Raw genomic sequence first — 15241 nt, 5'->3', positions numbered from 1 at the left:
TCATCTATATTTATCTATCATTTCTTGAGCTGTTTGCTTCATATCCTCTACTAAAATCCGAGGAGACAAAACAGTAACCGCTTCTCCTTGCCCCAGCAACCAGCGTTTAAGCCCCGGTGTATGCTGACTTTCAAACTGAAAATGAGTCCAATCGCCATTTTTCCCAACTATTTTTGCATTTGGAAATTGATCCATCACAATCGTCGGATCGTACAAGTACTCGATTTCAATACTGATTTTCTTCCCGATAAAAGCATCCACTCTCTCGTTACGAATATCACCATCTCTAAATTTATCTCGATAAGAAATAGAAGGTTTCTCTATACCACTAAAAGACCAGGACTGGATACGGTCTACTCTTAAAGTAATATAAGTAGCATGTTTCAACTGGTAAACAACCAGATAGAAATAATGATTATCATAGTAAAGAGAGACTGGCAAAACAGTCTGCCTCTTAGAAGATTCAGAATAAGGTTTTTGATAGATAATATCTAGAACCTGTTCATGCAAAATAGCTTCTGATAAATTCCAAATTTTCTCTATTCTATTTTGTTGATCCGTTAAGGGAGCATAGTTCAGCTTTTCACTGCCAATAATCTGCTCAATTTCTTTTTGGTCATCACGAGGAACTAAAACCAGCAAATTTTTTAGTAAGCTATCAATTTCTGGTCTGTTCAGTGCTCGATTTTCCAATAAAATCTTTGAAATAACGAGAATATCCTTTTTATTAAAAACTGACTTACTTGCTAAACAATACTTATTCGTCTTACGGTTATAAAGAAAATCTCCACTATAACTGGTGTTACTAGATAAAATATCACGGAGTAGCGAAAAATCTCTCTGTATAGTCTTTTCACTAACCTCAAATTCCTGAGCCAATTGCTTTTTTTCAAATGAAGTACCTAACTGTAAACGTAAAAAAATCGTTAGTAGTCTCTCTTGATCATTCATTTTCAGTCCTTCTTATTATTTTTCAAGCGATGTTAAACACGCTGTCATCCCCCACTTAAAACGCACAATTAAACGAGATTGAACATTTTTCAACTGATCTGGTTCAGAATCACCAGATAAAACAATTTGCTTATTCTTAATATGTTGAGAATTAAATAGATTAAAAAATTTTTCTTGAATCATATCATCTTTTTCTCCCAATACCTGAATATCATCTACAATTAGGAGATCAAACTCCTCACTTCTAACTTTTTGTATTTCTAGCTCATTTTCCAATAAGTTTTCGGCAGAAATGTATTTTACTCGTTTTTCTGGATTGTTCTCAAGCACCTTATTCCCAATAGCTTGAAGGAGATGTGTTTTACCTGAACCCGATTCCCCATAAATATAAAGGGGATTATATTGTAACCCTAAGTTTTCTACTACAGCTACGGCCCCTTTCTTTGCTAAATCATTACCATCTTTTTCTAGAAAATTTTTTAATTGATATTTGTTATCTAATCCTGTATTGTTCATCATTTTAACCTCTAACTTTGCACTTTATATTCAAAACGATTAAAGCAAAATAAACTAGCCCTTAGGTGATTTCAACTGTACCACTATGCCAGATTCGAAGAACTCAACTACGGATTCAGCCATATTTTTTAAGTCTTCGGGTAAGCAGTCTGAATATACAATGAAGAGTTTGTTTCTTTTCTTACTCTCTTTGAATCGCTGCATCCAGTATTCCTGTACCCTTTGATCAGCCTCTCCCAAAAATTGAACTCCATCCAGAAAAATCAAATCATACTCTGTATACCCCATTTGCAGTTTCATCCATTGACTATGTTTAGAAAAAATCAAATTATCTCTCACTCGATAATATGCAAGTGATGCTATTGGAGTAACAGGTTTTATTTTAGTTAACGTATAATAAAACAAATGCCATCTATCAGTCTCTGAAATACCGCAAATGTAAATACATTGAGAATCTTCTTTTAAGTCTATTTGTGGGAATCCGGTCCAATCATTCCCATCATCTTTCAAGCCTTTTTCAAAATTATAAATTTCCTCTTCAATTGACACATTAGAATTTAAAATTCCTTGATCCACCATATTATACTCTCTTTTCTATTATTTTTAAGAGAATTATAACAAATCAAGTGGACATATTTTGTCCACTTGATCAAAATAAGCAATTTTTTAAAACAACTCATCAAACAAACTGAGCTGGTTATCCTCTGGCATATTTCCAAGAATCCCCATTTCATCCATCTTTTCAACCAAGGTAGATGAGAGGCCACCGCGTTTGCGTAGTTCTGTTTTGGAGAGGAATTCTCCCTCTTCACGCGCTCGTACCAACTGCTTAGCAACGTTCTCTCCCAGACCATCCATTGCTACAAATGGCGGGATAAGAGTGTCGTCATCAATCAGAAATTCAGTCGCATCACTGCGGTATAGATCTAGCTTGCCAAATTTGAAACCACGTTCCCACATCTCATTTACAATCTCAAGAGTTGTATAGAGATCAATTTCCACATTAGAAGCCTGATTGTTCTTCCGTTTTTCAGAGATTTCTTCCATTCTGCGCTTGATAGCATCCAAGCCCGCCCCCATGGTCTTGATATCAAATGCCTTAGCACGGATTGAGAAGTAAGCACAGTAGTAATAAATAGGGTGGTGAACCTTAAAGTAGGCTACACGCAAGGCCATCATAACGTAGGCTGCCGCATGGGCTTTAGGGAACATGTACTTAATTTTTCCACAGGACTCGATATACCACTCTGGCACCTTATTAGCCTTCATAGCTTCGATATAGCCATTTCTTTCCTCTTCGGAAATCTTCAGCCACAAGCCCTTACGTACGCGTTCCATGATGGTAAAGGCCATCTTAGGTTCCAGACCCGCATGCATAAGGTAAACCATGATGTCGTCCCGACAACCGATAACAGTTGATAGGTCCGCTATTCCTTGTTTAATCAAATCTTGTGCATTGCCCAGCCAAACGTCGGTACCGTGGGATAGACCTGAGAGCTGAAGCAACTCCGCAAAAGTCGTCGGATGGGTTTCATCGACCATCCCACGTACAAAGTTGGTTCCAAACTCTGGAATCCCCAGCATGCCCGTAGGCGTTCCGATTTGCTCAGGTGTTACCCCTAACACATCCGTCCCAGAAAAGAGGGCCATTACGCCTTCGTCATCCATAGGAATTTCATTAGGGTCAATCCCAGACAAGTCCTGCAGTTTCCGAATCATGGTCGGATCATCATGTCCTAGTACATCGAGTTTGAGGACGTTCTCGTCGATATCATGGAAGTTAAAGTGAGTGGTCTGCCATTCAGCCGTCACATCATCCGCTGGATACTGGACAGGCGTAAAGTCGTAGACATCCATGTAGTTAGGAATAACAACGATTCCCCCTGGGTGTTGTCCTGTCGTTCGTTTGACACCAGCAGCTCCCTGGGCTAGACGTTCCACCTCTGCATCACGATAAAACTTGCCATAATCTCGCTCATAGCCCTTGACAAATCCATAAGCGGTCTTGGCAGCCACCGTACCAACCGTTCCTGCACGGAAGGCATATTCCTCACCAAAGATATCACGCACATCCAAGTGGGCGCTAGGCTGATCCTCTCCCGAAAAGTTCAAGTCAATATCGGGAACCTTATCTCCATCAAAACCAAGGAAGGTCTCAAACGGAATATCCTGCCCATTTTTGCTGAGTTTGTGACCACAGTTCGGACAGTCCTTATTGGGCATATCAAAACCTGAACCATAAGAACCATCCGTGATAAACTCACTGTACTGACACTGACCACAGACATAGTGAGGAGAGAGAGGATTGACCTCTGTAATCCCAATCATGGTCGCAACGAAACTAGATCCGACAGATCCTCGAGAACCTACCAAGTAACCCCGTTCATTGGAACGTTGCACCAGCATCTGGGAAGCCAGATAAATCACGGCAAATCCATTCCCCAGAATAGAAGTTAATTCTTTTTCAATCCGCAAATCGACAATATCTGGCAGTGGATTTCCATAAATCTCAAATGCCTTCTTATAGGTTAACTCAGCGACCGTTTCTTCAGCCTTATCGATAAAAGGCGTATACAAGTCACCCTTAACGACCTCAACGGGTTCAAAGATTTCTGCCAAAGCATTGGTGTTTTCAATAACCAACTTCCGAGCTAATTCCTCTCCCAAGAAGGCAAATTCATCCAACATCTCATTAGTCGTTCGAAAATGAGCCTTTGGAAGTGGTGCTGGTTGGGCATGTTCTCCATGACCGATAGTTCGGTTAATCATAGCCCCCTGTCCCAAACTACGGACGATAATTTCACGGTAAATCTCTTCTTCTGGTTCGATATAGTGAACATTTCCGGTAGCCAAAACGGGCTTGCCAAGGCGTTCTCCAACCTCTATCAAACTTTTGATAATGGTCTGGAGTTCTTCCATATCCTTAACCTGCTCCTTAGCAATCAAAGGAGCATAGATAGCTGGTGGCATGACCTCGATAAAGTCATAATACTTGGCTACCTCAACCGCCGCATCCACACCTTGGGAAAGGACTGCATCAAAAACTTCACCTTCAGAGCAAGCTGAACCTAAAATCAAACCTTCCCGATGGGCATCTAGAACCGTTCTCGGAATTCGTGGTACCCCTTCAAAGTACTTGGTATTAGACAATGAAACCAGCTTAAAGATATTTTTTAGCCCTACTTGATTCTTGACATAAATGGTCGCATGTTTAATCCGAGCTTTTTTATAAGAATCTGGGCTAATCAAATCAATGTTGAGTCTAGCTAAATCGGTCACACCATGTTTTTCTGCTACCTCTTTGATAAAGATGAAAAGCAGGCGACCTGTAGCTTCCGCATCGTAATTGGCCATGTGGTGATGTTCCAAAGCCACACCAAAACGCTTGGTCAAAGGTCCCAAACCATGACGTTTATACTCAGGATAGAGATTTCTAGCAAACTCCAGCGTATCAATAACTGGCTGGCTAATTTTAGGAAGACCATGACGCTCATAGTTGGCATTCATAAAGCCAACGTCAAAGGTCGCATTGTGGGCAACTAAGACCGTATCCTTGCAGAATTCTTGGAATTCTTGCAAAACTTGTTCCAGTGGTTTGGCATTTTTGACATGGTCATCTGTAATTCCAGTCAACTCAGTAGTAAAAGCTGACAAGGGATGTCCAGGATTGATAAATTCATCAAATTCAGCAATAACATTCCCCTTGTACATCTTAGAGGCCGCAACCTGAATCAAATCATTATAGATAGCTGAAAGCCCCGTCGTTTCCACGTCAAAGACCACGTAGGTCGCTTCCGACAAGTCCATCTCCACTTCGTTGTAGACGATAGGGACACGGTCCTCCACGATATTGGCTTCCATACCATAGATCAGCTGGATTCCCGCTTTCTTAGCCGCCTTATAGCCATGTGGGAAGGACTGGACATTCCCGTGGTCCGTGATGGTAACAGCCTTGTGTCCCCACTTAGCAGCTGTCGCAACGATTTCTTCAACCTCTGGTAGAGCATCCATGGTCGACATGTTAGTATGAGCATGAAACTCAACCCGGCGCTCACCTTCTGGCATCAAATCCTTCCGCTCATAGTGAACAACTTCCTGCACATCCTGCACATTCATAGTCAAATCGCGTGTGAAGTTATTCATCTCCACATTCCCACGGACTCGGAGCCAAGAGTTTTTCTTGATTAAATCAAACTTCTGAGCCTCTTCCTCGTTCTTAACCCACTTTTGCATCGAAAAACTTGAAGTGTAGTCCGTCATTTTAAAGTTGATCAAAACACGCCCTGTTCTGGTCACTTTTTGCTCCACATCAAAAACAACCCCTTCAAAGACCAAACGATTTTCCTCCGTCGTCACTTCGATCATAGGAGTAATCTCTGCCTTATCCAGCTTCGGTTTGGCTGCAGCTTTTTTCGCTTGAAAATCAAAGGCTGGTTTCTCTTCCACTGGAGGAGGTGCCATCTGTTCCAGTTGTTCCATAGCACGGAGCGCTTCCTCATTGGCCGCTTGAACAATCTGCTCATTTTCAGCATGAAAGGCCTCTTCCTGCTCTTGGGTCAGCACATCATTTTTCTCTACTTGACAATTAAAAGTTGGAAAGCCAAATTGTTCAAGTTGTTTGGCTAAATTAGGAAGGTGATTTTTCTTAAAATGTTCCTTATCAATCGCCTCAGAGCCTTCAATAAAGAGCTGACTTCCCTCCGCACGAACTTGCAAATTTTGATAAAGGGACTTAAAACCTTGACTAGCACATGGGCCTTCAGAGAAAGCCTCCCTATAGTAGGACTGCAAGAGCTGATTTGAAAATTCTTGAGACCGAGCCTTGATTTCGAAAACAGCTCTATTACCTGTCTTAGAAAATTCCTCACTCAAACCTTTCTTTAATTCTAAAAAGATTTCAATCGGTAAAATATTAGAAAATACGAAACGAAACTCCCATACCTTACTAATTTTATGAACCACAACTCGCTCAATATCGGCCTGTGCTAAAGCAGGATCCTGTCTCATTTCAGCAGGCATCCCCAGTTGATTCATCAAAATTTCAAAACTATTTGACATTCATTTTCCTCACATTATTCTTCTACTATTTTACCATATTTGGAGGTATTTTCTAAAGACAAAAGGAAGCCACTAAGTGACTTCCTTCTAGAGCGAGGACAGATTAGTCTTCACCTTTGTTTTTCTTAATAATTTCTTCTTGTACAGACTTAGGTACATCTTCGTAGTGGTCAAATACCATCATGAATGTACCACGTCCTTGAGATGCAGAACGAAGAACTGTTGCATAACCGAACATTTCAGCAAGTGGAACGTAAGCACGAACGATTTGGCTGTTACCATGTGCTTCCATACCATCTACACGTCCACGACGAGCAGTTACGTGACCCATAACATCACCAAGGTTTTCTTCTGGAACAGTGATTGTTACAAGCATCATTGGCTCAAGGATAGCTGGTTGTGCTGATTTAGCAGCTTCTTTAAGGGCAAGTGAAGCCGCAATCTTGAAGGCAGTTTCAGATGAGTCGACATCGTGGTATGAACCATCGTAAAGTTTAGCTTTAACGTCAACCATTGGGTAACCTGCAAGTACACCGTTAGCCATAGATTCTACCAAACCTTTTTCAACCGCTGGGATAAATTCACGAGGAACCACACCACCGACGATTGCGTTTTCAAATTCGAATCCTTTACCTTCTTCGTTTGGAGTAAATTCAATCCATACATCACCGAATTGACCTTTACCACCAGACTGACGTTTGAAGAATCCACGTGCTTGAGTAGAAGCGCGGAATGTTTCACGGTAAGATACTTGAGGAGCACCTACGTTCGCTTCCACTTTGAACTCACGACGCATACGGTCAACAAGGACGTCAAGGTGAAGCTCACCCATACCTGAGATAACTGTTTCACCAGTTTCAACGTTTGTTTCAACGCGGAATGTTGGATCTTCTTCAGCCAATTTTTGAAGGGCGATACCCATCTTGTCTTGGTCAGCTTTAGATTTTGGCTCAACCATCAATTGGATAACTGGTTCTGGAACGTTGATTGACTCAAGGATGATTTTAGATTTTTCATCTGTCAATGAGTCACCAGTTGTAGTATCTTTCAAACCAACGGCAGCAGCGATATCACCTGAGTAAACAGTGTCGATTTCTTGACGGCTGTTAGCGTGCATTTGAAGGATACGTCCGATACGTTCACGTTTACCTTTAGAAGTGTTCAATACGTATGAACCTGATTGAAGAACACCTGAGTAAACACGGAAGAATGTCAAACGACCTACGAATGGGTCAGTCATGATCTTGAAGGCAAGAGCTGCAAATGGCTCTTCGTCAGATGCTGGACGAGTTTCTTCAGCGTCTGTATCTGGGTTAACACCTTTGATCGCTGGAATGTCAAGTGGGCTTGGAAGGTAGTCAATAACCGCATCAAGCATCAATTGAACACCTTTGTTCTTGAAGGCAGAACCACACAATACTGGGAAGAATTCAACGTTGATAGTCGCTTTACGGATACCAGCTTTCAATTCTTCGTTAGTGATTTCTTCACCTTCGAGGTATTTCATCATCAATTCTTCGTCAGTTTCAGCAACTGCTTCGATCAATTTTTCACGATATTCTTGAGCTTGGTCAAGGTATTCAGCTGGGATGTCTTCTTCAAGGATATCTGTACCAAGGTCGTTAGTATAGATTTCAGCTTTCATCTTGATCAAGTCGATGATACCACGGAAGTCATCTTCAGAACCGATTGGCAATTGGATTGGGTGTGCATTTGCTTGAAGACGATCGTGAAGTGTGCTTACAGAGTAAAGGAAGTCAGCACCGATTTTGTCCATTTTGTTGGCAAATACGATACGTGGAACTCCGTACTCAGTCGCTTGACGCCAAACTGTTTCAGTTTGAGGCTCAACACCTGATTGTGAGTCAAGAACGGTAACCGCACCATCCAATACACGAAGAGAACGTTGTACTTCGATTGTGAAATCCACGTGTCCTGGTGTGTCGATGATGTTTACGCGGTGGTTGTTCCATTGAGCTGTTGTCGCAGCAGATGTGATAGTGATACCACGCTCTTGCTCTTGCTCCATCCAGTCCATTTGTGACGCACCTTCGTGAGTTTCACCGATTTTATGGATTTTACCAGTGTAGTAAAGAATACGCTCAGTAGTTGTTGTTTTACCAGCATCGACGTGAGCCATGATACCGATATTACGAGTTTTTTCAAGTGAAAATTCGCGTGCCATGAGGTTTGTTTCTCCTATTTATTTTTGATTTCTATTCTATTATAACACGATTTTAATAAAAACGGATAGGCAGGACCTACCCGTTCTCAATGTTTTCATGCTATTGTTGGTTTCAACTTACGAGATGGTAAGTTGAGTTGTAGCTAAAAGCTAATCGAGCTCAATTGAACCCGAGCTAAAGTTAATTAGCCGATTTGAGCCGGAACGGGATGCTGTGTGAAAAAGATAAACTTCCTTGTATTCATCGAATACTGCGTCAGTTTCCTATTTTCACCTTGCATCCTTACCGTTCCTAGCATCATGATTTTACCAACGGAAGTGTGCGAATGCACGGTTAGCTTCAGCCATACGGTGAGTGTCTTCACGTTTCTTAACAGCTGCACCAGTGTTGTTAGCAGCATCCAAGATTTCTTTTGCAAGACGGTCTTGCATTGTGTGTTCACCACGAAGACGAGCGATTGTTACCAACCAACGAAGTCCAAGTGTTGTACGACGTTCTGGACGAACTTCAACTGGGACTTGGTAGTTAGAACCACCAACACGACGTGCACGTACTTCAAGTACAGGCATGATGTTTTCCATAGCTGTTTCAAATACTTCAAGTGCATCGTTTCCAGTAGCCTCTTTGATTTGCTCAAAGGCACCGTAAACGATTGAAGCAGCTGTACCACGTTTACCATCAAGCATAACGCGGTTGATAAGACGAGTAACTAGTTGTGAATTGTAAAGCGGATCTGGCAATACGTCACGTTTTGGAGCTCTATTTTTACGACTCATTTCTCTTTATCCCCTTTCCTTATGCTTTTGGACGTTTAGTACCGTATTTAGAACGGCCTTGTTTACGATCGTTAACACCTGCAGTATCAAGTGCACCACGGACGATATGGTAACGTACCCCTGGAAGGTCTTTTACACGTCCACCACGAAGAAGCACCACACTGTGCTCTTGCAAGTTGTGTCCGATACCTGGGATGTAGGCAGTAACTTCGATAAGGTTGCTCAAACGTACACGAGCAAATTTACGAAGGGCTGAGTTAGGTTTTTTAGGTGTCATTGTTCCAACACGAGTTGCAACACCACGTTTTTGTGGTGAAGAAACGTTTGTTTGAACTTTTTTATGACTGTTGTAACCAACGTTCAAAGCTGGTGATTTAGATTTTTCTACTTTTGATTTACGCGGTTTGCGAACCAATTGGTTAATTGTAGGCATCTACATTCTCCTGTGTTTTTTTATTTTTGGTGATGATACACTTGGTGACAGCTATCATCTGTGTGTACTTTTGCAACATTTGTCAGCACGTCCCTGTACACTCTTGAGAGACCAAAAGTAAAAAGTACCGTCTATTATTGTAACAAAATTTTCCCTTGGTTGTCAAGATATTTTTCTTTTTTATTGTTAATTTTAGCTCTTTTGTAGTGCTCCCCCAAAAAAGAAAAAGGAGGAATCCCACCCTCCTAAAGTTAGTATTGTTCCATTCAATCCCATCAATTTTAGCACATAATTGTTTTCGAGATATGATAGTATCACAACCAACCAGATTCTTTCGCAATATTAGCAGCTTCTGTTCGATTACCAGCATCTAGTTTCGAAAGAATATTGGTAACATAGTTTCGGACGGTTCCATTGGATAGATAAAGTTTGTCTGCAATTTCTTGGTTAGAGAAACCCTGAGCGATTCCCTTTAAAACTGCGATTTCTTGCTCTGTTAATGGATTGGGATGCGTCATCACCACTTCCATCAATTCAGGCGAATACTCCTTGCGCCCTTCAAGGACAGTGTGCAAGGTTTGCATGAGGTCTGCAATATTTCTTTCTTTTAATACATAAGCATCTACTCCAGCCTTGACTGCACGTTCAAAATACCCAGGACGCTTGAAGGTCGTCACTACAACCACCTTTGTTTCTAGATTTTCTGCTCGTATCCACTCCAAGACTTCGAGGCCCGTCTTAACAGGCATTTCTACGTCAAGGATGGCAATATCCACAGACTCCTTTTCTAATAGTTGGATTGCTTCTTGCCCATTCTTGGCTTGAAAGACAGACTCTACATCCGGTTGAAGCGTGAGCAACTGGCACATGGCATCTCGCAACATACTTTGATCTTCTGCGACTAATACTTTCATCTATTTTCTCTCCTTATAAGGTAGTCGAACCTGAACTTCTGTCGGTTGTTTCCAACTAATTACCTTTACTTCTCCCGAAAATGGAAGAACACGATCTCGAATCGTATGGAGGTCATCTTCCTTTATAGAAGTAAAGCCACAGCCATCATCTCTCACTGTTAGAATGAGTTCTTTCTCTGTCCGTTCTAATTTTAAGTAGACTTTAGACGCTTTAGCATGTTTGATGATATTGGTCACTAATTCAAGCAAAATCATGGAAGCCGTTGACTCCAATTCCTGAGTTAAGCTAGCTGCATCTAGTTGATTAGCTATTTCCACCTCAATCCCAGCAATTTCTAACATCTTTTTCACAGTCTCTAGTTCGGATGTCAAAGTTCTAGACTTAAGATTTTCCACAATGGTTCGCACTTCACGCATTGATTCTTTGCTAATTTGCTGTATTTCTCTTAATTCCTTTTCCACCTGTGGATAAGCCTCCATCTGAAATAACTGCAAGGCTAAATCTGTCTTGACACTCAACATAGCAAAGGTATGTCCCAAGCTATCATGCAAATCTTGACCGATACGACTGCGTTCATTTTCAGCAAGCAATAGATTTATCTGGGCATTTTGCTTAGCCTGCGCTTCTTTCAAATCCTCGACAATCCGAATCCGAACCAATCCAAAAGTCATTAAATCGACAAAAGTAAGAATTACAAGTAGATAGAATAGAAACTCAACTTCGATTCTCTGAAAAATCAACAGTTGGCTCACAACAAGGACTTGAGCAAGAAGAAAAGTCCAGACATGTAAAGACTTTAAACTACGTACGCTGAAATGATAACTTAAGAGATTGGATAGGAAAAAGAAAAACCAGATATAATTAACAGCAACAAAGGCAGTATTCCCAACTACATAAGTCAGCATGAGGCCCCAACATAGCCAAGATAAGCGCTGGCTCTTAGTTGTTAAAACACCCAAATATGCCACTACAAATAGAATATCAATCAATAAATGCCAGGCAGAAAGCCACCCAGTCACTACAGGTAGAATGGGGAAAAACATAAAAATTAAACTGGCCCAAAACATATAGTGTATGCTTTTCAGTCTTTCAAGCATTAAGCATTCTCCTTATGATCTTGAAGGTAAATGGTCAAACCAAACAAAACTGCTGAAAAAACAAGTAGATAAACTGTGGCTGATAGATTGATGCTACCCTCGTTTAAGAAGGTCTTGAGCAACTCCATCAACTGATAAGTTGGTAGACACTTCCCGATTGCTTGCATCCAGTCTGGAAATAAAGAGATGGGCATCCAGAGTCCGCCTAAAACAGCCAAGCCTAGATAAAGAAGATTGCCCACGACAGACATCAGCTGACTAGAAGGCAAGAGTGTCAAGGTCAAGCCAAGCGCTACAAAAGCTACACTTCCTACTATCAGCAAGAACGCAGCCCCAATCCAATTTCCAAGAGACATATCCACACCTCTGACCAAGTGCCCAACTGAGAAAACAACTAGGATTGAGACCAAATAATCAACCATCATACTTGTTATCTTTGATAGATAATATTCTACCATATTTACAGGGGTATGGCGCAATGTTTTCTGCCAGTTGTTCATCTTGTCGGTATGTAAAACAACTGGGAATGAGAAGATAGCTGTTGATATCATGGAAAAGGCAGTCATAGAGATAAGGTAATCACGCATAAAATTCGCGGGTCCACCTGGTGTGTCCTGGTACATGCCAGAAAAGAATAGATAGAAGGCTGTCGGCATCCCTACGGATAATAGATAGTAGACTAATTGTCGTTTGGTCAATAGAAATTCTATCTTATTTAATGCTATCCATTGTTTCATCTTAGTCATCTCCCTTTTGTGTTTCTTCAAAGATTGTATCCAGTAAGCTACGATTATTGACTTCAATTTCTTGAATCCTACATCCTGCTCGGACTAATAGTTCCCAGAAAGCATCTGCTTCGCGTGTGACTACTTGTAGAGCATCCTGTTTTTGTGACCAGTTTTCAACCAAGTTTGACTTCTCAACGACTTCCTTGTAAGCTAGAGGAAGGATAAAATGCTTTTCAATCTCCTCACTACGCATAGCTAGAGGCGTCGTATCACGAATCAACTCTCCCTTATTTAAAACCAAAATCCGGTCAGCTGTATGCTCTACCTCTTCGATATAGTGAGAAGAATAGACAATGGTCACACCATTTTTCTTTAACTGATCGACAATTTCCCAAAAACGTTGACGAGTTGAGGTATCCATAGCCGATGTAGGCTCATCTAAAAAGACAAGCTTTGGTCGCCCAATTAAGGCCAAGACAAAAGAGAAAAGACGCTTTTGTCCACCTGATAATTTTTCTGCGAATTGCTCTTTTTGTTGCTGGTCAAACTGCAATAGTTGATCAATTTCCTGCTCGCTCAAGGGATTTGGATAGATACGTTGAAAGAAAACAATCAACTCTTTAACCTTTAATTTTTGAACAATTACATTTTCTTGAGGGAGATAGGATCTTGTGTAGTCTAACTTAGAGCTCGTTACCGGCAAATCTTGGATAGATACTTGCCCACTGGTGACCAGTTTATCTCCAAGCAAACAGTCCAAGAGTGTCGTCTTTCCTGCTCCGTTTGGCCCAATCATGGCAACACATTCACCTTCAGCTACCTCAAAGGAAATATCCTTCAAAATAGCCTTGCCCTTGATGTTTTTATTTAGGCTTTATACCTTAATCATATTCATGATATTCTCCTTTCAGCCACTCCTTTCCCATAGGAAAGGCGATAAAAATCATAAATCCTAGTCCCCAGGCACCACGGATGAATTGGTGAAGGAAGGCTTGATCAAACCAACCTGTAAACATTTCTACAAACCATACCACTAGTGATAGTCCAATAAAAAGATAGAGAAACGCTTTTTTCATTTTTCAAACTCCTTTTTCACATCTGAGACTAATTTCAAACCTTCTCGGATAAGCCAGGACATCATTCCAAATCCTGCAAATAGCTCCCAAGGAAAATGATAGAAATCTTCATCCAATCCTGAGAACATGAGATAAGTCACGACTCCTGCTGCTACTAGACTCACTGCGACAATTACTTTATGTTTCATTTTTTTCTTCCTCCATTTGATACATCTAGTATAATTCTTTGAATCTACTGCCACTAGAAGCTTCTGTCATGAGGAGATATGACAAATGTCATAAAAGATTCTGTTCAAAACAAGCAAGATACACTATACAATAAAACACAAGTAGAAAAAATCTAAGGCAGCTTCCTCAAAAGAAATATCAAACCCAATTCACACTATATTGAACACTAATACTTATTTAAAATCAAAAGATCGGAAATTTCCATCTCAAAAACATATATATTATAGGCAGAGCAAAAAACTCTTCAATTACTTTCTTAAAAGTTTGTAAGAATTATACAATCTGTTAAATTTTAATTTATGTACCTAAACTACAGTATTCATTGAACAAATCAGGAAACAAAAAAATATACGCGATCAAAATGAATTACTGGAATTCAAAAAAAGAGAGAAGCAAACTGATTCTCTCTTAATTTTGTACTTTCTCGAGCTTAGCTTTTCTTCAACCCACTACAGTTGGCAAAGAGCTAAATAAAAAAGATACATTTACGTATCTCTGTAATGAATCGGGAAGACAGGATTCGAACCTGCGACACCTTGGTCCCAAACCAAGTACTCTACCAAGCTGAGCTACTTCCCGAGTTAAAAAGAAAAATGCACCCTAGAGGAGTCGAACCTCTAACCGCCTGATTCGTAGTCAGGTACTCTATCCAGTTGAGCTAAGGGTGCTCATTATATTATGCCGAGGACCGGAATCGAACCGGTACGATCGTTACCAATCGCAGGATTTTAAGTCCTGTGCGTCTGCCAGTTCCGCCACCCCGGCCTCTCTAAGCGAACGACGGGATTCGAACCCGCGACCCCCACCTTGGCAAGGTGGTGTTCTACCACTGAACTACGTTCGCACCGTTTTCTTCTATCTAAAAATGCCGGCTACATGACTTGAACACGCGACCCTCTGATTACAAATCAGATGCTCTACCAACTGAGCTAAGCCGGCTCATTTATTATATCTTAATGCGGGTTAAGGGACTTGAACCCCCACGCCGTTAAGCGCCAGATCCTAAATCTGGTGCGTCTGCCAATTCCGCCAAACCCGCATATATGACCCGTACTGGGCTCGAACCAGTGACCCATTGATTAAAAGTCAATTGCTCTACCAACTGAGCTAACGAGTCTAAAATAACTTACGTTATTCTAACGGTCCCGACGGGAATCGAACCCGCGATCTTCGCCGTGACAGGGCGACGTGATAACCGCTACACTACGGGACCTATGGGAGTTAACGGGATCGAACCGCTGACCCTCTGCTTGTAAGGCAGATGCTCTCCCAGCTGA

13 protein-coding genes and 8 tRNA genes are annotated in these 15241 nt (G+C 41.1%); all 21 read right to left on the bottom strand.

Annotated elements, in window-relative coordinates; all coding sequences use genetic code 11:
• On the bottom strand, positions 1-951 hold the full coding sequence (locus tag ADJ60_RS04335; protein ID WP_049510060.1) for a helix-turn-helix transcriptional regulator: 951 nt from the start codon (positions 949-951) through the stop codon (positions 1-3).
• Between the two features lie 15 nt (positions 952-966).
• Positions 967-1470, bottom strand: coding sequence for a DnaA ATPase domain-containing protein (locus ADJ60_RS04330; RefSeq protein ID WP_049510061.1), 504 nt, complete (start codon positions 1468-1470; stop codon positions 967-969).
• 51 nt (positions 1471-1521) lie between these two features.
• Positions 1522-2046 carry a DnaA ATPase domain-containing protein gene (locus tag ADJ60_RS04325; protein ID WP_049543659.1) on the bottom strand — a complete coding sequence of 175 codons (525 nt, stop codon included), beginning with the start codon at positions 2044-2046 and terminating at the stop codon, positions 1522-1524.
• A gap of 87 nt (positions 2047-2133) precedes the next feature.
• Complete coding sequence (locus ADJ60_RS04320; RefSeq protein WP_049543657.1) at positions 2134-6525, bottom strand: PolC-type DNA polymerase III; 4392 nt, start codon at positions 6523-6525, stop codon at positions 2134-2136.
• Between the two features lie 103 nt (positions 6526-6628).
• Positions 6629-8710, bottom strand: a complete 2082-nt coding sequence (gene fusA, locus ADJ60_RS04315; RefSeq protein ID WP_049543655.1) for an elongation factor G — start codon at positions 8708-8710, stop codon at positions 6629-6631.
• Between the two features lie 306 nt (positions 8711-9016).
• A complete protein-coding gene (rpsG, locus tag ADJ60_RS04310; RefSeq protein ID WP_000087873.1) occupies positions 9017-9487 on the bottom strand; it encodes a 30S ribosomal protein S7 in 471 nt (156 codons plus the stop codon).
• A 19-nt stretch (positions 9488-9506) separates the two neighbouring features.
• Positions 9507-9920, bottom strand: coding sequence for a 30S ribosomal protein S12 (gene rpsL, locus ADJ60_RS04305; protein ID WP_001142332.1), 414 nt, complete (start codon positions 9918-9920; stop codon positions 9507-9509).
• Positions 9921-10234: 314 nt separating this feature from the next.
• Positions 10235-10834, bottom strand: a complete 600-nt coding sequence (locus ADJ60_RS04300; RefSeq protein WP_042900265.1) for a response regulator transcription factor — start codon at positions 10832-10834, stop codon at positions 10235-10237.
• On the bottom strand, positions 10835-11932 hold the full coding sequence (locus ADJ60_RS04295; RefSeq protein WP_049543653.1) for a sensor histidine kinase: 1098 nt from the start codon (positions 11930-11932) through the stop codon (positions 10835-10837).
• Complete coding sequence (locus ADJ60_RS04290; RefSeq protein WP_049543651.1) at positions 11932-12669, bottom strand: ABC transporter permease; 738 nt, start codon at positions 12667-12669, stop codon at positions 11932-11934. The genes ADJ60_RS04295 and ADJ60_RS04290 overlap by 1 nt, the downstream gene beginning before the upstream one ends.
• A gap of 1 nt (position 12670) precedes the next feature.
• On the bottom strand, positions 12671-13519 hold the full coding sequence (locus ADJ60_RS04285) for an ABC transporter ATP-binding protein (RefSeq protein WP_239682351.1): 849 nt from the start codon (positions 13517-13519) through the stop codon (positions 12671-12673).
• Positions 13520-13541: 22 nt separating this feature from the next.
• The gene (locus ADJ60_RS04280) at positions 13542-13736 is read right to left on the bottom strand and encodes a hypothetical protein (RefSeq protein WP_049543649.1); all 195 of its coding nucleotides are present in this window, start codon (positions 13734-13736) and stop codon (positions 13542-13544) included.
• A complete protein-coding gene (locus ADJ60_RS04275) occupies positions 13733-13924 on the bottom strand; it encodes a hypothetical protein (RefSeq protein WP_049543646.1) in 192 nt (63 codons plus the stop codon). Before ADJ60_RS04275 ends, ADJ60_RS04280 begins: the two co-directional genes overlap by 4 nt.
• Before the next feature lie 545 nt (positions 13925-14469).
• Positions 14470-14543, bottom strand: a tRNA-Pro gene (locus tag ADJ60_RS04270).
• Positions 14544-14558: 15 nt separating this feature from the next.
• Positions 14559-14632, bottom strand: a tRNA-Arg gene (locus tag ADJ60_RS04265).
• A gap of 11 nt (positions 14633-14643) precedes the next feature.
• Positions 14644-14729 (bottom strand) — tRNA-Leu (locus ADJ60_RS04260).
• Positions 14730-14736: 7 nt separating this feature from the next.
• A tRNA-Gly gene (locus tag ADJ60_RS04255) sits at positions 14737-14808 on the bottom strand.
• Positions 14809-14830: 22 nt separating this feature from the next.
• A tRNA-Thr gene (locus tag ADJ60_RS04250) sits at positions 14831-14903 on the bottom strand.
• A gap of 18 nt (positions 14904-14921) precedes the next feature.
• A tRNA-Leu gene (locus tag ADJ60_RS04245) sits at positions 14922-15003 on the bottom strand.
• Positions 15004-15008: 5 nt separating this feature from the next.
• Positions 15009-15081 (bottom strand) — tRNA-Lys (locus tag ADJ60_RS04240).
• A gap of 23 nt (positions 15082-15104) precedes the next feature.
• A tRNA-Asp gene (locus ADJ60_RS04235) sits at positions 15105-15177 on the bottom strand.
• Positions 15178-15241 lie beyond the last annotated feature (64 nt).

The organism is Streptococcus pseudopneumoniae (assembly GCF_001076775.1).
Taxonomy (GTDB): Bacteria; Bacillota; Bacilli; order Lactobacillales; family Streptococcaceae; genus Streptococcus; species Streptococcus pseudopneumoniae_G.
Note: the sequence above shows the minus strand (reverse complement) of the source record. Positions and strands in the feature narration are given on the sequence as shown.